This window comes from Pragia fontium DSM 5563 = ATCC 49100, from assembly GCF_900112475.1.
Classification (GTDB): Bacteria; Pseudomonadota; Gammaproteobacteria; order Enterobacterales; family Enterobacteriaceae; genus Pragia; species Pragia fontium.
Genome location: NZ_FOLW01000003.1, coordinates 64,829 through 82,628 on the forward strand (window position 1 = coordinate 64,829; position 17,800 = coordinate 82,628).

Annotated in this window: 17 protein-coding genes; 7 read left to right on the forward strand and 10 right to left on the reverse strand. The window is 46.4% G+C overall.

All coding sequences use genetic code 11. The features are described 5' to 3' along the window. Positions 1-6 precede the first annotated feature (6 nt). From yhdP to BMZ28_RS06080, 6 genes are all read left to right on the forward strand, one after another. Positions 7-3,852 (forward strand): AsmA2 domain-containing protein YhdP, encoded by a 3,846-nt coding sequence (gene yhdP / locus BMZ28_RS06055; RefSeq protein WP_074821595.1) that lies wholly within the window; start codon positions 7-9, stop codon positions 3,850-3,852. After that, the gene (gene nit1 / locus BMZ28_RS06060; RefSeq protein ID WP_047782014.1) at positions 3,849-4,697 is read left to right on the forward strand and encodes a deaminated glutathione amidase; all 849 of its coding nucleotides are present in this window, start codon (positions 3,849-3,851) and stop codon (positions 4,695-4,697) included. The genes yhdP and nit1 overlap by 4 nt, the downstream gene beginning before the upstream one ends. Before the next feature lie 5 nt (positions 4,698-4,702). Then, positions 4,703-6,148 (forward strand): metalloprotease TldD, encoded by a 1,446-nt coding sequence (gene tldD / locus BMZ28_RS06065; RefSeq protein ID WP_047782013.1) that lies wholly within the window; start codon positions 4,703-4,705, stop codon positions 6,146-6,148. 176 nt (positions 6,149-6,324) lie between these two features. Continuing rightward, positions 6,325-7,200, forward strand: a complete 876-nt coding sequence (locus BMZ28_RS06070) for a DUF817 domain-containing protein (RefSeq protein WP_197723510.1) — start codon at positions 6,325-6,327, stop codon at positions 7,198-7,200. A 151-nt stretch (positions 7,201-7,351) separates the two neighbouring features. After that, on the forward strand, positions 7,352-7,873 hold the full coding sequence (locus BMZ28_RS06075; RefSeq protein ID WP_074821598.1) for a ribonuclease domain-containing protein: 522 nt from the start codon (positions 7,352-7,354) through the stop codon (positions 7,871-7,873). After that, a complete protein-coding gene (locus tag BMZ28_RS06080) occupies positions 7,870-8,139 on the forward strand; it encodes a barstar family protein (protein ID WP_047782011.1) in 270 nt (89 codons plus the stop codon). The genes BMZ28_RS06075 and BMZ28_RS06080 overlap by 4 nt, the downstream gene beginning before the upstream one ends. A gap of 269 nt (positions 8,140-8,408) precedes the next feature. Here BMZ28_RS06080 and yjgA read toward each other — a convergent pair whose 3' ends face one another. Beyond that, entirely contained in the window at positions 8,409-8,966 is a 558-nt protein-coding gene (gene yjgA / locus BMZ28_RS06085; protein ID WP_047782010.1) for a ribosome biogenesis factor YjgA, read from the reverse strand. A 215-nt stretch (positions 8,967-9,181) separates the two neighbouring features. On the opposite strand from yjgA, the gene pmbA reads away from it, so the two are divergent. Beyond that, positions 9,182-10,522: a metalloprotease PmbA gene (gene pmbA / locus BMZ28_RS06090; protein WP_074821600.1), complete on the forward strand. Its 1,341-nt coding sequence runs from the start codon at positions 9,182-9,184 to the stop codon at positions 10,520-10,522. 76 nt (positions 10,523-10,598) lie between these two features. Here the strand turns inward: pmbA and rnk are convergent, their stop codons facing one another. From rnk to kdsD, 9 genes are all read right to left on the reverse strand, one after another. Next, positions 10,599-11,006, reverse strand: coding sequence for a nucleoside diphosphate kinase regulator (gene rnk, locus BMZ28_RS06095; protein WP_047782008.1), 408 nt, complete (start codon positions 11,004-11,006; stop codon positions 10,599-10,601). Positions 11,007-11,328: 322 nt separating this feature from the next. Beyond that, complete coding sequence (gene rapZ, locus BMZ28_RS06100) at positions 11,329-12,201, reverse strand: RNase adapter RapZ (protein ID WP_047782007.1); 873 nt, start codon at positions 12,199-12,201, stop codon at positions 11,329-11,331. Between the two features lie 129 nt (positions 12,202-12,330). Beyond that, the gene (gene ptsN / locus BMZ28_RS06105) at positions 12,331-12,840 is read right to left on the reverse strand and encodes a PTS IIA-like nitrogen regulatory protein PtsN (RefSeq protein WP_074821601.1); all 510 of its coding nucleotides are present in this window, start codon (positions 12,838-12,840) and stop codon (positions 12,331-12,333) included. Between the two features lie 19 nt (positions 12,841-12,859). After that, positions 12,860-14,290: an RNA polymerase factor sigma-54 gene (gene rpoN / locus BMZ28_RS06110; RefSeq protein WP_074821603.1), complete on the reverse strand. Its 1,431-nt coding sequence runs from the start codon at positions 14,288-14,290 to the stop codon at positions 12,860-12,862. A gap of 56 nt (positions 14,291-14,346) precedes the next feature. Beyond that, positions 14,347-15,072, reverse strand: coding sequence for an LPS export ABC transporter ATP-binding protein (lptB, locus tag BMZ28_RS06115; protein WP_047782005.1), 726 nt, complete (start codon positions 15,070-15,072; stop codon positions 14,347-14,349). Positions 15,073-15,115: 43 nt separating this feature from the next. Beyond that, positions 15,116-15,640, reverse strand: coding sequence for a lipopolysaccharide ABC transporter substrate-binding protein LptA (gene lptA / locus BMZ28_RS06120; RefSeq protein WP_047782004.1), 525 nt, complete (start codon positions 15,638-15,640; stop codon positions 15,116-15,118). Beyond that, the gene (gene lptC / locus BMZ28_RS06125; RefSeq protein ID WP_047782003.1) at positions 15,624-16,211 is read right to left on the reverse strand and encodes an LPS export ABC transporter periplasmic protein LptC; all 588 of its coding nucleotides are present in this window, start codon (positions 16,209-16,211) and stop codon (positions 15,624-15,626) included. Before lptC ends, lptA begins: the two co-directional genes overlap by 17 nt. Then, positions 16,208-16,756, reverse strand: coding sequence for a 3-deoxy-manno-octulosonate-8-phosphatase KdsC (gene kdsC / locus BMZ28_RS06130; RefSeq protein WP_047782002.1), 549 nt, complete (start codon positions 16,754-16,756; stop codon positions 16,208-16,210). The genes lptC and kdsC overlap by 4 nt, the downstream gene beginning before the upstream one ends. A 53-nt stretch (positions 16,757-16,809) precedes the next feature. Continuing rightward, the gene (gene kdsD, locus BMZ28_RS06135; RefSeq protein WP_047782001.1) at positions 16,810-17,778 is read right to left on the reverse strand and encodes an arabinose-5-phosphate isomerase KdsD; all 969 of its coding nucleotides are present in this window, start codon (positions 17,776-17,778) and stop codon (positions 16,810-16,812) included. Between the last annotated feature and the right edge of the window lie 22 nt (positions 17,779-17,800).

Genomic DNA, 17,800 nt, shown 5'->3' on the forward strand with positions numbered 1-17,800 from the left:
GGAAGGATGAGGCGAACCAGCCGCATGCTGTTAAAAATAGCGATCGCGCTATTGGTACTGCTTACACTGGCCGTTGGTGGTTTAAGGCTTGCTTTACCCCATCTTAATGAGTATCGCCAACCCATTCTGGACCGCGTTTCCCGTTTTTCCGGTATTCCAACGGACGTTGGTTATATGGAAGGAAAATGGGAAATATTTGGCCCCACGCTCGAATTACGTGATATCACCTTAAATACCTCCATGGGAAAAGTCGATATTTCCCGCGTTACCCTTGCCCTTGATGTTTGGGATACCCTGATTCACTTACGCTGGCAGTTTCGCGATTTAACCTTTTATCGGGTCAATGGCGATCTCAACTATATGGTTGGCAATGCAGAAAAGAGCGAGGGCTCTTCTCAAATCAGTACGCTGGAGAATATTTTTTTAAAGCAGTTTGACCATTTTATTCTGCGCGACAGCAAAATTTCCTTTCTGGGCTTATCGGGTGAGAGAATTTCACTGGATATTCCCCGTTTAACGTGGATGAACGGTAGAAATCGTCATCGGGCAGAAGGACAGGTCAACGTTACTACCCAAGATGGCCCACATGGGCTGTTACAGGTACGGCTAGATTTAAGGGATGAAGAGGGGCTATTGGATAATGGCACTGTTTATCTACAGGCCGATAACGTCAATATGCTGCCTTGGTTAAGCCTTTGGTTTAAAGACAACTCCGGTTTTGAAAACGCCAAATTTAGTTTAGCTTCGTGGCTATATATTAAGCGTGGTGAGATTGATGGCGGCGATGTGTTACTCACTGAGGGTAGCGCTAACTGGCATAATGGTGATTATCAGCATCAATTGGACGTCGATAAGCTTGGCATACACATGAGTCGACAAACCAACGGTTGGCGATTGGATGTGCCTGCACTGAATTTAAAGACTGACGGTGAGCAATGGCCACAGGGTAAAGTTAGTCTATTCTGGCAGCCGGAAGGAATGACGGCTTCTGGCGAGAAGCTGGAAGCGCTGTTACGCATTCGTGCTAATGGCTTAGACCTCGATTATATCAATCCCTTGCTACCTATTTTCAGTTTCCTGACGCCGGAGAGTTTAGACGTTTGGTTTAATTTGCAGCCCAAGGGGAATCTACCGCTTCTGGCTTTGGATATTCCCTTGAAGCAGCCGGAACAGATTCGTTTTCAAGGCCAGTGGAAAAATGCCAGTTGGCAGCCGTGGAAACACATTCCCGGCAGTAACCACACCGACGGTGCTATTCAGGGGAGTCTGAGTAGTGGGACGGTGAGTGTCTCGTTGCAACAAAGTACCTTGCCTTATAGCGATATGTTTAAGGCTCCGCTGGAAGTGAGTCAGGCTAATGCCACGGTTAATTGGCTGAATAACCAAAATGAGTTTCGCCTGTGGAGCGACGGTATCGATGTACAGGCTAAATCGCTGTGGGCTAACGGTAATTTTGATTTCACCCAGCCAGAAGGGGAGCAGCCGTGGCTGAGTATTCTGGCGGGGATTCGCGTGTCGGATGCTGGCGATGCGTGGCGCTATTTCCCTGAGCCGTTGATGGGCAAAAATCTGGTTGATTACCTTTCATCTGCGATTATTGCTGGAAAATCAGCGGACGACGCCACACTGATTTTTGCCGGTAATCCGCGCAAATTCCCTTACCCGGAAAAAGACGGTTTATTTGAAGTCTATGCACCGTTAAAAGAAACCACCTTTAAATTTCAGCCGACCTGGCAACCGTTGACGGATATGACCATCAATCTGGATTTTATTAATGACGGTTTATGGATGGATGCCCCGACGGCCAAGCTGGGTAAGGTTGATGGTAACAATATTGAGGCGGTGATTGCCAATTTTGCTAAACAACAGTTGACGATTGCTGCCGATGTGAGCGGTGAAGGTTTGGATGTGCGGGATTATATGAACAATTCACCGTTGAAATCTTCAGTGGGTTCCGCGTTAGATGAAGTGGAAGTAACGGGTAATGTTAGCGGGCGCTTACATCTGGATATTCCTTTAAATGGTCAAGATGCCATCGCCAAAGGGGATATTACGCTGAAAAATAATCAGCTAAATATCAAACCCATCGCTTCAGTGATGGAAAACGTGAGCGGTACATTTAGCTTTGATAATGGCGATTTGGTCAGCGGTCCATTAAGTGCCGAGTGGTTTAATCAACCGGTTAAACTGAATTTCTCGACTCGTCAGAATGCCAAAGATTATCGGGTTAATGTCGACGTTGATGGCAACTGGGCAGTGGCAAAAATGCCGTGGATACCGCAAAACATGACTTCTGAGTTTTCAGGTAATGCCAACTGGAAAAGTCGTGTACTGATTACACTGCCAACCAAAGGTAGTGCCACTTATGATGTGACGCTGGATGGCGATCTAAAAGGAGTAAGCAGTCGCTTACCTGCTCCGCTGAATAAGTCAGCCGGAGTGGCAATGCCGCTTAATCTTAAAGCCAGCGGCGACCTGAACGGCTTTAACATGGATGGTTTGATTGCCGGTAATCAAGCGATCAATAGTCAGTGGGCGTTTACTAAAGATCAAACCAAGCTGTCGCGCCTGGCCTGGCAGACCAACAGCAGCAAAATTCCGTCATTGCCGTCTGACGAACGTCTGGATATTCAACTCCCGGCGCTGGATGGCAATAACTTAATGACCATTTTAGCGCCGCTCTTGAGTTCAGGGACCAGCCGTAGCGTAGCCAGTAAATTGGTGATGCCACAACGTTGGGTATTTCATTCGCCTCAGGTGGATTTAGCCGGACAATACTGGCGAGACTTGAACGTGAACGTTGATAACCGCCCGGGCAATATGAATGTGGCGCTGAAAGGAAAAGAGATCAACGCGAACGTAGCGGTGCGCAGTAATCAGCCGTGGCGTGCGGATATTGACTATCTCTATTTCAACCCGCAGCCAAGTCGCCTGTTGGGTGGTGCTAATAACGCGCCAAGCGGTAAAAATCAGTTGGCTAAAGGCAGTAGAGCATCCAGAGCTTCATCCGGGATAAATTTCTCTCAGCTACCGGCCATGGTGGTGCGCTGTAAAGAGTGTTGGGCAATGGGGCAACGCTTGGGCGTTGTTCAGGCCGATTTGGTGTTTCGTGGCGATAATATGAGCTTAACCAAGGGGTTGATTGATACCGGTATGGCCAAACTCAACTTTACCGGTGATTGGCTGCGCTCTTCTGCCGGTTCGGCTACGAGGATAGATGGTAAGTTATCAGGACAAGATATTGACCAGAGTATGGACTATTTCGGCGTGTTTACTCCACTGAAAGGGGCACCGTTTAATCTGGATTTTGACCTGACCTGGCAAGGTGAACCTTGGTCACCTCAAATAAATACGTTGAATGGTCAGATGACGGCTCAATTGGGTAAAGGGCAGGTAGATAATGTGGGGGGACATACCGGCCAGATTTTGCGGCTGCTAAGCTTTAATGCGTTACTGCGTAAATTGCAGTTTGATTTTAGTGATACGTTTGGTAAAGGCTTTTACTTTGATACTATCACTGGCAGCGTGAAGTTCTCTAAAGGGATCGCCACGACCAATGATTTATTGGTCGATGGTCTATCCGCCGATATTGCGATAGATGGTTCGGTGGATCTCGTTAACCAGAAGCTTAACCTCAATGCGGTGGTCGCACCTGAAATTTCGGCGACGGTTGGTGTGGCAACGGCGTTTGTCGTTAACCCGATTGCCGGCGCGGCGGTTTTTGCTGCCAGCCAAGTCTTGGCGCCGCTATGGAATAAGATTTCGTTGATCCGTTATAGAATTGATGGAAGCCTTGAAAATCCTGCCGTAAATGAAGTATTACGTCAACCTAAGGGAGATGATAGTCAATGAGACGAGCCAACGTTGCTTTGTTGCAACTATGCAGTGGTGACAATATCCGGGCTAATCTGGCCCAAATTGAACAACAGATTAAGCAGTTGAAACCACATGTAAAGCTGGTGATGACTCCAGAAAATGCCTTACTGTTTGCTGATACCCAAACTTATTATAAACATTCAGAAACAGAAGGAAGCGGTCCTCTACAGGATGCCATAAGAGAAATGGCGATACGTTATGGCGTATGGATCCTGATTGGCTCAATGCCATTAATCAGCCGTGAAGACCCGAATCGATTGACCGCCAGCAGCCTGTTGTTTGATGATCAAGGTGAGTTAAAGGCGCGTTACGATAAAATGCATATGTTCGATGTTGATGTTGCCGATGGTCACGGCCACTATTGCGAGTCGGACACGTATGATTACGGCCAGCATTTGACGGTGGTGGATACGCCGGTTGGGCGTTTGGGAATGACGATTTGCTATGACTTACGCTTTCCCGGTTTGTTTCAGGCCTTAAGAGAGAAAGGGGCCGAATTGATTGCTATACCTGCTGCGTTTACTCGGGTAACCGGTGAAGCGCATTGGGAGATTTTGCTGCGGGCTCGGGCGATTGAGAACCAATGCTGGATTTTAGCTCCGGCCCAAGTTGGCCGTCACGGCGCTACTCGCCGTACCTGGGGTCACACTATGGCTATCGACCCATGGGGAAATATCGTCGGTCTTAATGCCGATGCGGTAGAAGGTATTAAAGTTCATGTGGATACTTCCGGCATGCAAAAACTGCGTGAGCAGATGCCGGTAGTCAAACACAACAGATTTCAGCCAGTGCTGAAAAATCCATTGAAGAAAGGCGAATAACCATTATGAATCTGACGCTCGTCAGTGAGCAGCTGCTTGCTGCCAATAAATTAAGCCATCAGGACTTGTTTAATGTACTGGGACAACTCTCTGAACGGCGTCTGGATTATGCCGATCTGTTTTTTCAATCCAGCTACCATGAGTCTTGGGTGATTGAAGACGGCATTATTAAAGAAGGCTCTTATAACATCGATCAGGGTGTTGGTGTACGGGCGGTTAACGGTGAAAAGACCGGTTTTGCCTATGCCGATCAGATTACCCTGAATGCTTTGACCCAGAGTGCCCACGCAGCTCGCAGTATTGTGAATGAGCAGGGTAATGGTAAAAGTCATGTATTAGGTGCGGTAAATTATGCGGCGTTTTATCCGGCCATGGATCCGCTACAAAGCTTGACTCGTGAAGCCAAAATTGAACTATTGCATCGGGTAGATAAAGTCGCCAGAGCCGCCGATAAGCGGGTGCAAGAAGTGAGTGCCAGCATTAGCGGCGTTTATGAAACGGTGCTGATTGCGGCAACGGATGGCACGTTGGCTGCGGATGTGCGTCCGCTGGTTCGCCTGTCCGTGAGCGTGTTGGTGGAAGAAGATGGCAAGCGTGAGCGCGGTTCCAGCGGTGGCGGTGGTCGGGTTGGCTATGATTATTTTCTGGAGCCCACCCAAACGGGAACCCGCGCAGAAGATTTTGCTCTGGAAGCGGTCAGAGTTGCCTTAGTGAATCTTTCTGCTATTGCCGCTCCGGCTGGTGCCATGCCGGTAGTATTAGGTGCAGGTTGGCCGGGCGTGTTGTTACATGAAGCGGTTGGTCACGGCCTTGAAGGGGATTTCAATCGTAAAGGTGCTTCGGTATTTAGCGGACGTATGGGTGAACTGGTTGCTTCTGAACTGTGTACCGTGGTGGATGACGGTACCATGATGGGGCGTCGGGGTTCTTTGTCCGTTGATGATGAGGGAACGCCTGGTCAATACAATGTGCTGATTGAAAACGGTATATTAAAAGGCTATATGCAGGATAAACTGAATGCCCGACTGATGGGATTGGCGCCGACGGGTAATGGTCGTCGTGAATCTTATGCCAGTTTACCGATGCCGCGTATGACCAACACCTATATGTTGGCGGGTCAGTCCAGCCGTGAAGAGATTATTTCCAGCGTTGAATATGGTCTGTATGCCCCTAACTTTGGCGGTGGTCAGGTTGATATTACTTCCGGTAAGTTTGTTTTCTCTACCTCTGAAGCCTATTTGATTGAGAATGGCCGCATTACTAAGCCGGTAAAAGGCGCGACTTTAATCGGTTCTGGTATTGAAGCCATGCAGCAGATCTCTATGGTAGGTAACGATCTGGCGCTGGATAAAGGCGTTGGCGTATGCGGTAAAGAAGGACAAAGCGTGCCGGTAGGCGTGGGTCAGCCGACGTTGAAGCTGGATAATTTAACCGTGGGTGGAACTGCGTAATAGATTTGGATGCGGGGTCAAGGCTCTGCATTTTCATTTTTCTGTTGTAGTGAAATATGTCTGTCTTATCGTTAATCTAAAAGTGGGTTAGCCGTTTGACTTCACATTAGCTTCACTTACTTCACACATAGCATTGCTATATTGCCGACATTGTTTAAATCAGCAGAGATTTTGCTATGTCGGCCATTGATATTTACTCTCCTCATTATCTCACAGGTTATGCTTATCCATGGTATATGCCGCGTTGGATGCGTAGCCTGCCTTTACCGTTGCTGGAGTTTTGGAGCTTTGGTATTAAGGAGGCTCTCAGCTGTATTTTTGCCGTTTCTTTTTTTCTTACGCTGGCGTTGTCAAAGCTGATACCGCTAGGTGGTCTACCTCGTTATGATTTTGTGCTGCTGGTGGCGTTGGCGGTACAGTTTGCGCTGGTCTATTACGGATTAGAGACTAAAAAAGAGTTGATGGCGATTTCGCTGTTTCACCTGTTAGGGCTAGCGTTAGAAATTTTTAAAACAGCGCCGGGCATTGGTTCATGGAGTTATCCCGAGTTTGCTTATACCAAGGTATTTGGTGCGCCGTTATACAGCGGTTTTATGCATGCCGCGGTGGCCAGTTATATGCTGCAGTCCTGGCGTCATCTTTCATTACGCTTAACCGGATATCCCCATCATAGTGTTGCTATTGCACTGGCTGCGGCGATTTATCTGAATTTCTTTACCCATCACTTTATTGGTGACTATCGTTGGCCGTTAACCTTTATTTTGATTGCCATATTTTGTCGTACCAAAGTCCATTTTAAGCCAATGGTTCGTGAATTCTGGATGCCTCTACCGCTGGCTTTTTTATTGATTGGTTTTTTTGTGTGGATTGCAGAAAACATCGCGACGCTGTTTGGCGGCTGGCAATATCCCAATCAAGTTAGCAATTGGGATATTGTGCATTTAGGTAAAATTAGCTCATGGGGTTTGCTGGTGGTGATTACTTTTGTGATTGTCGCGGAATTAAAATTATTTAGCCAACGTAAAGAAAACGAAAATAAGCTGACGGATTAATGAATATAGAATATTTTTATTGGTCTATGCTTTATATATGCTGATGGTTTTTTTTAGCTCGACCCGAAGGGTTATTGAATATTTGATTATCCGCTGCGTTATTAAAATATTCCATCAGTGGGCTAACTATAATAATTCGTGATTGAGTGATATGAAGAGAAATACATTAGGGATATTGATTTTTTGCGCTTTACTAATTGTGGTTGGCATCGGGTTTAAAAAATTATATCCGACTAAAGATTCTGGCCCGGTAGCGGAATCTTCGCAGATCCCTCAATCGAAACCTGAAATAAATAACCGACGGAATTCAGCACCACATTCGTCTGCGTTGAGTATTGATGGTTTAACCCGGCAGGACGTTGTGGCGAACTATCTTCGCCAGAATAAGCGACTGCCGGACTATTACGTGACAAAAAAACAGGCTCGTTCGCAAGGCTGGGATGCGCGAAATGGTAATCTTTGTTCAGTGATGCCGGGCAAGGCGATTGGTGGCGATCGCTTCTCTAATCGAGAAGGCGCTTTGCCAAATGCTTCCGGGCGAGTCTGGTTTGAAGCGGATATTAATTATCGCTGTGGGCATCGCGGAGCGGAAAGATTACTGTATTCAAATGATGGTTTGATATATGTCACTCACGATCATTATAAACGTTTCACGGAGGTGAGAAACAGATGAGAAGCGTCACTTTTGATTTCTCAAATATTCATTCAATGCCGGATTTTTATCTACAGTTTGCGGATATATTTTTACTTCCCGACTGGTTTGGTAATAACCTTGATGCATTGTGGGATGCCTTAACCGTTGGGATTCGTTTACCGGTTCAGATTGAATTTACGCATTTTGACCCTCAATCTCTGGACTTTGCTTCTTTATATAAGCTATTCAGAGAGGCACAGAGGGAACTGGATGGGCTATTAACATTCGATAGCAGTGAAATCTAATTCTGATTGATTGATGGTCTGATGTTTTGATGCCGTTAACACATATTCAGGTGATGTTATTCGGTATAGGTTATAGAACCAGATGATAAATCCACAATATTTATGTGGTTTATTGTTCGCTGAATATTTTCCCATTGATTAAGGTTAAATATTATTAAATACCTTAAGAAAGGCCATGCCTGATATTTAGCTCAAATGATGATGATAGAGAAACCATCCCGATTCATCGGGATGGCAACACAGACTATTTATTGGTTATCGCCAAGAGATTATTCTTGATTTGTTTCTGCCAACTCTTTCAGATACTGAAATATCTGACGGGATGACTTAGGGGGTTTATTCCCGGCGCGTTCTTTTTGGGCTGCGCGCACCATAGAACGTAGCTGTTGGCGGTCACCGTGCGGGTAGAGATCCAGAACGTCAGAAATAGCTTCATCACCGTGATCGATGAGCTTATCACGCAGGCTTTCCAGCTTATGAAACAAAGAAACCTGCTGATTATGGCGGTTTTTCAGTTTATCTAATGCGGTCTGAATCGGCTCAACGTCGCGGGAACGCAGCATTTTACCAATCAGTTGAATCTGACGGCGATAGCCTTCTTTCTTAATGCGCTGGGCTAATTCAATTGCTGCACGTAAATCTTCATCCAGAGGAATACGTTCCAGGGCATTTTTCCCCAGCTTAACTAATTCGGTACCGAGATCTTTAAGTACCTCAGCATCCCGCTTAATTTCACTTTTGCTGACCCAGATGATTTCATCATCTTCTGGCTCTTCTTTTGGAAGATCGTCATCAAGCCATTCGCTGTCATTATCGAATTTATTCATAGTATTACTTAACCTAAATCTGGGTGCTTAAAGTGGGTAATTTTCTAATCTCTGTCTGCTTTTCCCCAATCGCGAGGATAAACAGAGCCCGAATAAGCTAACATCAGGGACGAAATCTGGAATTAATATTAACAGGTTGTTGGCTTTCTGCGAAATCGTACGCAGATCCTGTTAAACTTGGCGTAATTTTTCTGATGATAGCAGAGCCTTAGACCATGAATATAGTCACTCAAGTTGCGGAACAACGTAAAATGTTAGAGCAGGCAGTCGCTCAGGCGCTGGATCTTGCTAAAGCGGCTTCTGATGCTGCCGAAGTGGCCATTACCAAATCTACCGGTATTGGTGTTTCTACCCGTTTTGGTGAAGTGGAGAATGTAGAGTTTAACAGCGACGGCGCTTTAGGGATTACGGTTTATCACCAGCAGCGCAAAGGTAATGCATCATCAACCGACTTAAGCCCGGATGCGATTGCCCGTACGGTTCAGGCTGCGCTGGATATTGCTCGTTATACTTCTCCCGATCCTTTTGCCGGCTTGGGCGAACGCGAGTTAATGGCGTTTGATGCGCCGGATTTGGATCTGTTCTACCCTACAGAATTAGATGCGGATAAGTTTATTCAGCAGGCGGCTATCGCTGAACGCGTGGCCATGCAGGCAGACTCACGTATTACCAATAGTGAAGGTGGTAGCTATAACAGCCACTATGGCATCAAAGTCTACGGTAATAGCTACGGTATGCTGCAAAGCTACTGTTCAAGCCGTCACTCGATGTCATGTTGTGTGATTGCCGAGCATAACGGTGATATGGAGCGAGATTATGCGTATACCATCGCTCGTGATGTGGCGGATTTAAAAAGTGCTGAGTGGGTAGGACAAGAGTGTGCTCGTCGTACTTTATCGCGCCTTAATCCACGTAAGCTACAAACCATGCAAGCGCCGGTTATGTTTGCAGCAGAAGTGGCAACTGGGCTATTTGGTCACTTAGTTTCTGCTATTAGCGGCGGCAGTATTTATCGCAAGTCATCATTTCTGTTAGACCATCTCGGAAAACAGATTCTGCCAGACTGGCTGACTATTAGTGAACATCCTCATTTATTAAAAGGGATGGCTTCTACGCCGTTTGACAGCGAAGGTATTCGTACCCAAGAGCGGGATATCGTGAAAGCGGGTGTACTGGAAACCTTCCTGTTAACCAGCTATTCCGCTCGTAAGCTTAACATGACGAACACCGGTCATGCCGGCGGGATACATAACTGGCGGATTAAAGGGCAGGGTAATGATTTCAACGCCATGCTGAAGCAGATGGGACGCGGTCTGTTGGTTACCGAACTGATGGGACAGGGCGTTAGTACTGTAACTGGCGATTACTCTCGCGGCGCCGCTGGTTTTTGGGTAGAAAATGGCGAGATCCAGTATCCGGTTAGCGAAATTACTATTGCCGGTAACTTAAAAGATATGCTGCGTAGTATTGTGACGGTGGGTGATGATATCGAAACGCGCAGTAATATTCAGTGTGGTTCAGTACTGCTGGAGCAGATGAAAATTGCCGGTGAGTAGTTTTCACAACAGACGTTAACGATCTGAAACCGACTTCCTGAGTGAAGTCGGTTTCCGTTTTAGCCCTGGCGGTAGCTTAACGAAACTCGCCAGCGGCTTCTGGCTGATATATCAGTTCCAGAACCTTAATTTGGGCCACTGTGCCGTTTGGCAGGTGCCAGCTAATTTCCATCCCTACACGCAATCCTAACAAGGCTGCGCCAATAGGCGCCAGAACAGAAAGCTGTTCATTGCTGTCATTTAGGGACTGAGGGAAGACCAGAGTACGGGTCCGTTCTTCCTGATTGCTGAGATCGAGAAACCGCACGCGACTGTTCATGGTGACGACGTCGGCGGGAATTTCTTCAGGCGAGACAATTTCAGCCCGATCGATTTCTGAATTAAGTGCCTGAGCCACCGGAGATGAAGCGAATTCAGGGTGTTCAAGCAGCATATCGATACGCTCTGCATCCAGTTCATTAATGATTATGGCGGGTTTAAGCATACATCACTCCGATAATTTCTTTGATTAGAAAAGCCCTATCTAATTTTTGGGGTTCACATTCCGCAGGTCTCGTTGGTAAAAGCCATATCGTTGTCTGCGGCGTATCTAAAAATACCAAACAAAATAAAACCCCCGCAGATTATATGCGGGGGCTAAGAGCATTTATTTCCTGATATTAATAAAAACTGGCTAAATTAAAGAGATCAAGATCACGCTTTGTTGCTTCCGGTTTTTATATAACATCTTATTTTTTGGCTGTTATCATATTGATAACGCGTTACGAGAATCATATCAGCAAACTTAGCAGAAGGCCAATTTGTCATCAGTGACTATTCTTCCCGTCGTTCTTACGTTTTTCTAAGGTGCGATGGCGTGACTGCACATTTTTGCCACGGGAGCGGAAATAATCCGCCAACTGTTCTGCCACGTAAACAGAACGGTGTTTACCACCGGTACAACCAATAGCCACGGTTAAGTAACTGCGGTTGTTAGTTTCCAGCATCGGTAACCATTGTTCAAGGTAACTGCGAGTCTGATAAATAAAGTTGTGTACTTCCGTATGGCGATCGAGGAATGAAGCCACCGGTTTGTCCAAACCCGTCATTGGGCGCAGTTTAGGATCCCAGTGTGGGTTAGGAAGAAAACGCACGTCGAAAACGTAGTCGGCATCGATGGGGATACCGTGTTTAAAGCCAAAAGACTCAAATACCATCGTCAGTTCACGTTCACGTTTGCCTAACAGACGAGTACGTAGCATTTCAGCCAGTTCATGTACCGACATCTCTGCGGTATCAATGATCAGATCCGCTCTGGAACGGAGTGGCTCAAGCAGGCTATCTTCTTCATCGATGGCACTTTCCAGAGAAAGATTCTTATTGGATAACGGGTGCAGACGACGGGTATCGCTGTAACGTCTGATTAACGTATTGCGATCGGCATCGAGAAACAGTAGCTGCGGAGAGAAATCACCCGGTAAATTATTGAGAACTTCTTCCAGAATTTCCGGTGTTTCAGGCAAATTGCGTACGTCGATACTTACTGCTGCAGAAGTACCACGTTCAGCCAGCGTTTCCGCCAATTGTGGTAACAAAACAACCGGTAAATTGTCGACACAGTAAAAACCCATATCTTCCAGCGCACGAAGCGCAACGGACTTACCTGAGCCTGAACGGCCGCTGACAATCATCAGCACCATGTTGCTATTCCTCTTTCGTCATCGCGGTACGATTATTAATTATTACCGTTAGTATCTTGATACAACACATTATGTGTTGTTCTGTTCATACGCACTTTACGCAATAAACGTTATCATGAACTCTGTTTTTTAAACAGATTGATTTTCAGGCATTGAATTATCATTGTCTGAGGTTTCTTTCGTAAAGAGCTGATAAACTTCTTCATCCGTTTTTGCCATACGTAGCTGGCGGCACAGCGTTTTATCGGCCAATCGCTGGGCAATGGCTGATAGAGTTTCCAGATAAGATTGGCACCCTTCAGCGGGGACTAAAAGAGCAAATAAAATATCAACGGGTTGATTATCCACTGCATCAAAACTAATCGGTGCGTCTAATGTGATAAACACGCCGATAGCACGAGTGGTGTCTTCTTCCAGTTTTCCATGTGGAATAGCAATACCAGCACCAATACCGGTACTGCCCATACGCTCGCGACTGAGGATCGCCTCAAAGACTACGCTAGTAGGAATATTGAGCTGGCTGGCGGCCAATTCACTCACGATTTCCAAAGCACGTTTTTTGCTGGTGCAGTGAACGGCGCTGCGTGTACTGTCCAGTTTCAGAATAGAGCGTAATTGCATGGTAGATAGCGTGTTCATTATTGTAGGAACCATAGAGTCAGATCAATTGTTTACGTTGATTTGACGGGGGAATAGATAATGACTCCCTGTACTTTGCTACCGTCCGTCTGGCAACAATAATCCCTTGCTCGGTCAACATATCTGCGATTTTACTATCGCTAAGCGGTTTACCGGGATTTTCAGTTGAAATCAGTTTTTTAACCAACGCACGAATCGCGGTAGAAGAAGCTTCTCCGCCGCTGTCCGTATTTACGTGACTAGAAAAGAAGTATTTTAACTCAAATATGCCTCTTGGGCTATGTAAGTACTTCTGAGTTGTCACGCGCGAGATGGTTGATTCATGCATATCAACGGCTTGAGCAATATCGGCCAATACCATTGGCTTCATATGTTCAGCGCCATATTCAAAGAATTCTTCCTGTCGCTCCACGATACATTCTGTCACTCTAAGTAGCGTGTCGTTACGACTTTCCAGACTTTTTATCAGCCATTTGGCATCTTGTAGATTAGTGCGAATATATTGATTATCGCTGGCATTATCACCGTTCGCCATTGAGGCGTAATGCTGATTAATCTTTAATCGGGGCATGCTTTCAGTATTGAGCTCAACGCTCCACTTACACTGAATTTTACGTACCAGAACATCTGGAATAACGTATTCTGATTCGCTGGCGTGGATCGATTGGCCCGGTCGTGGATCGAGCTGCTGAATTAACTGCATAGCTTCTTTCAGCGACTCTTCATTTAAACGGCCGAGCTTCATCAGCGTGCGAAAGTCATGGCTGGCCAACAGTGTCAGATGTTGATCGACAATTTGCCGCGCTTCAGATAAATAGGGAGTTTTCGCATCAAGCTGAGAAAGCTGAACTAACAGGCACTCGCGTAGATCGCGAGCGGCGATGCCAATGGGATCGAAACGCTGAATACGTTTGAGAACCGCTTCAATTTCATCCATCTCGATATCATCAAGCCCCAGGCTCTCTAAGATATCTTCCAGCGGAACAGTCAGATAACCCGTAGGGTCTACCGCATCAATAATGGCGGTGGCGATGGCTTTATCCACGTCAGAGAACGGAGTGAGATCCATTTGCCACGTGAGATGATCCTGCAATGTCAGTACGGTTTCGCCCTGAAATACCGGCAGTTCATCACCACCATAGTCGTTATGGGTACCGGAAGGCGTTCCTGCGGTATAGACTTCATCCCACGAGGCATCAAGGGGTAAATCCTCAGGAATATCGGACTGCTGTAAGGCTTCGCTGGTATCGAGTTGCTCGCGGTCTACATCTTGAGGCGAGTCGATTTCATCATGGTTATCGTCCTGTTCCAGCAAGGGGTTACTTTCCAGCGCAATTTGAATTTCCTGCTGGAGTTCAAGCGTCGACAGTTGCAGCAAACGGATCGCCTGCTGTAACTGGGGAGTCATTGTTAACTGCTGACTTAGCTTGAGCTGTAAACCTTGCTTCATAGTGACATATTACACTTCTTGTCCTTTATTCCGACCGTGAGTGGATATCTCGATGACTAAAGCCGGAACTCATTACCTAAGTAAACCCGTTTAACATGCTCATCTTCCAGAATGGAGGATGGCGTTCCGTGAGCGATGAGGTGACCCTGACTCACAATATAAGCGCGTTCACATACGTCTAACGTTTCGCGCACGTTATGGTCGGTAATTAATACGCCAAGTCCGCTATCCCGTAGATGTTCAATGATTTTTTTAATATCAATGACCGAGATGGGGTCAACCCCGGCAAAAGGTTCATCCAGCAGGATAAATTTGGGGTTGGCGGCCAGCGCACGGGCGATCTCTACTCGACGGCGTTCACCACCAGAGAGGGATTGCCCCAGGCTTTTACGTAAGTGCTCAATGTGGAACTCTTCCAGCAGCTCGTTAGCGCGATCTTCTCGCTGTTCGCTGGAGAGGTCGTTGCGAATTTGCAGCACGGCCATCAGATTGTCATACACACTCAGGCGACGGAAGATCGAGGCTTCCTGTGGTAAATAACCGATACCCCGACGGGCACGAGCATGCAGAGGGAGCAGGCTAATATCTTCACCATCGATGAAAATTGAACCAGCATCACGCTGAACGATACCAACCACCATATAAAAGGTAGTGGTTTTACCTGCACCGTTAGGACCGAGTAAACCAACGATTTCTCCGGAGTTTACGGTCAGGCTGACATCTTCTACAACCCGGCGACCTTTGTAGGCTTTGGCCAAATTCTCTGCTGTTAATGTTGCCATGCGCTGTTGTTTACTCTTGTTATCTGATTGCTGTTAAAAATAATTAGTCTTTCTTCTGGAGCTGAGATGGTACCAATACGGTAGTGACGCGTTTTCCTTTATTACTAAACGCTTCCATCTTTTGATCCTTCACTTTGTAAGTAATTCTGTCGCCCTTAACGTTGCTATCCAATTGTTCCAGATAGGCATTACCGGTTAAGTCAACAAAGTCATTGGCGAGCTCGTAACGAAGTTTAGCGCCATGCCCTTTGACTGGCTTACCGCTGTCTTGCATTTGGTAAAAGGTGACTGGATTACCAAAGGCTTCCACCACTTCTTTACCTTTATCGCCTTCAGAGCGAGTGACGACCACTTTATCCGCACGGATATCAATGGAGCCCTGTTTAACAACAACCTCACCGGTGAAAGTGACGATATTCCCGTTCATATCCAGCGATTGCTGGGCTGAAGTAATATTAATGGGTTGATTGGTATCATCTTTTAATGCAAAAGCAGAGGCGCTGGAAACCAGAAGAACGCCGGCTATCACAGTATTAACGATGCCTTTACGGTTATGGATTAGTGGCATGACCGGCTCTTGGTTGAACTTCATAATAGGTTTTTACCTTTTCAATCAGCTTCGCTGTTTTATTGCGCAGGTTACCACGCATTTTCATTCCTTCGGAGGTAAAATTTGCTCCGTACAGAGTCACGTTGTCATCAGAGCTGATATCCTGCGTAATCAGGTTAACTTCAGCACTGTTAGTTTTTATTCTTTCCAGCTGCGATGTGGTTGTCAGACTGTTGACCTCCACATTGTCATAAAGATAGAGCATTCTTTCTTTTGTCAGCTTAGCGCGATCTGAGCGCACCGACCAGGTAGCGACATGGTCTTTATCGTACATAATCATTACGGGTTTGGTGAACCAGGTATCTTCTGGTGCCGCATAGTATTTTACATCCTCAGCGGTCAGTTTATAGCTGAGCTGACCTTCTGGATTGTACACTATAGTGACCATTTGTTGGGTCTGGTAAGTTGGCTCTTTATCATCTGGCGGAATAGTTATTTTTTTTCCTTTAAAATCAGTCAGATTCCAACCAATCAATCCCAAGGCAATTAACGTCAAAATAATCGTCAGGCTCAGCTTTGCTTTACTCATATTGATAACCCTTGCGCACCGTCGAGTTTATCCTGTGCCTGTAAAATTAAGTCGCATAACTCACGAACCGCACCACGCCCACCGGCAATATGAGTCACATAGTGGGCTTTCGGTATGAGCAATGGATGGGCATCGGCCACCGCCACGGCTAAACCCACTTTTTGCATCACTGGCCAGTCAATAAGATCGTCCCCAATGTAGGCGATCTGCTCCGGTGTCAGCGCTAATTCACGGAGTATTTTGCTGAATGCAATCAGTTTATCAGACTGTCCCTGATAAAGGTGGGTTATTCCTAATGTTTTCGCCCGGTTTTCGACTAATTTAGCGCTTCGTCCGGTAATAATAGCCACATCAATACCGGAGGTGATCAGGCAGCGAATGCCGTAGCCATCACGCACATTAAACGCTTTTAACTCTTCGCCCTGATTGCCCATATAAATCAGGCCGTCAGACATTACACCGTCAACGTCACAAATCAGCAGTCGAATGTTAGCGGCACGCTGAAAAACATCTTTGCTTACAGCGCCATAGCACGTGTTAATCATATTTATACTCTTTTGAAACGCTTCACTAAAATAATGGAATCCGCTATTTTGCCTTAAACTACGCCAGCACGCAGCATGTCATGCATATGAACAACGCCTTCCAGTCGGTCACCCTCGGCAACCATAACTGCGGTAATGTGGCGTGATTGCATCAGGTTTAGGGCTTCCACCGCTAACATATTGGGGCTAACGCGAATGCCGCCTTTGGTCATCAGGTCGGCAATTTTAGCATGGCTGATATCGACACCCTGATCGAACACACGGCGTAAATCACCATCGGTAAATATACCCTGAATAATCATGTCATCATTGCAGATTATGGTCAGACCCAGATTTTTTCGGGTAATTTCTACCAGCGCTTCACGCAAAGACGCCTCTTTTGTTACTCGAGGAATTTCATCGCCCGTATGCATAATATCACTAACGCGTAACAGCAGTTTACGGCCGAGCGCTCCCCCCGGATGGGACAGGGCAAAATCATCAGCAGTAAACCCTTTGGCTTTCAACAGGGCGACGGCTAAAGCATCTCCCATCACCAGAGTGGCGGTTGTGCTGGTAGTTGGGGCAAGGCCCAAAGGACATGCTTCCTGAGGAACGTTGATGCATAAGTGAACGTTCGCCGCTTTAGCCATTGAACTGTTCGGATTACCGGTTATACAGATGAGGGGTATTTGTAGGCGTTTAATCACTGGAATTAACGCCATCACTTCACTGGACTCTCCAGAATACGAAATAGCAATGACGATATCGTCAGCGGTAATCATCCCCAGATCGCCATGGCTGGCTTCACCCGGATGCACAAAGAAAGAGGGCGTACCGGTACTGGCGAATGAAGCGGCTATCTTGCAGCCAATATGCCCTGATTTACCCATGCCCATCACTACAACTTTGCCTTTGCAGTCAAATATCATGTTACAAGCGCGTTCGAAGTCTTGATTAATATATTGATAGAGTTGTTCAAGACCGGCTCTTTCGATATCAAGAACCTGTTTACCTGCTTGCTGAAAATCAAAATTGGACATTACTCAGTCTCACTGTATTCAA

Coding starts and splice junctions, on each gene's coding strand:
- yjgA (WP_047782010.1), bottom strand. CDS start 8,966: ATGAATAAATTCGATAATGACAGCGAATGGCTTGATGACGATCTTCCA.
- kdsC (WP_047782002.1), bottom strand. CDS start 16,756: ATGATTAACACGTGCTATGGCGCTGTAAGCAAAGATGTTTTTCAGCGT.
- lptC (WP_047782003.1), bottom strand. CDS start 16,211: ATGAGTAAAGCAAAGCTGAGCCTGACGATTATTTTGACGTTAATTGCC.
- BMZ28_RS06075 (WP_074821598.1), top strand. CDS start 7,352: ATGAAGAGAAATACATTAGGGATATTGATTTTTTGCGCTTTACTAATT.
- kdsD (WP_047782001.1), bottom strand. CDS start 17,778: ATGTCCAATTTTGATTTTCAGCAAGCAGGTAAACAGGTTCTTGATATC.
- rpoN (WP_074821603.1), bottom strand. CDS start 14,290: ATGAAGCAAGGTTTACAGCTCAAGCTAAGTCAGCAGTTAACAATGACT.
- nit1 (WP_047782014.1), top strand. CDS start 3,849: ATGAGACGAGCCAACGTTGCTTTGTTGCAACTATGCAGTGGTGACAAT.
- yhdP (WP_074821595.1), top strand. CDS start 7: ATGAGGCGAACCAGCCGCATGCTGTTAAAAATAGCGATCGCGCTATTG.
- rnk (WP_047782008.1), bottom strand. CDS start 11,006: ATGCTTAAACCCGCCATAATCATTAATGAACTGGATGCAGAGCGTATC.
- BMZ28_RS06070 (WP_197723510.1), top strand. CDS start 6,325: ATGTCGGCCATTGATATTTACTCTCCTCATTATCTCACAGGTTATGCT.
- rapZ (WP_047782007.1), bottom strand. CDS start 12,201: ATGGTGCTGATGATTGTCAGCGGCCGTTCAGGCTCAGGTAAGTCCGTT.
- lptA (WP_047782004.1), bottom strand. CDS start 15,640: ATGCCACTAATCCATAACCGTAAAGGCATCGTTAATACTGTGATAGCC.
- BMZ28_RS06080 (WP_047782011.1), top strand. CDS start 7,870: ATGAGAAGCGTCACTTTTGATTTCTCAAATATTCATTCAATGCCGGAT.
- pmbA (WP_074821600.1), top strand. CDS start 9,182: ATGAATATAGTCACTCAAGTTGCGGAACAACGTAAAATGTTAGAGCAG.
- tldD (WP_047782013.1), top strand. CDS start 4,703: ATGAATCTGACGCTCGTCAGTGAGCAGCTGCTTGCTGCCAATAAATTA.
- ptsN (WP_074821601.1), bottom strand. CDS start 12,840: ATGAACACGCTATCTACCATGCAATTACGCTCTATTCTGAAACTGGAC.
- lptB (WP_047782005.1), bottom strand. CDS start 15,072: ATGGCAACATTAACAGCAGAGAATTTGGCCAAAGCCTACAAAGGTCGC.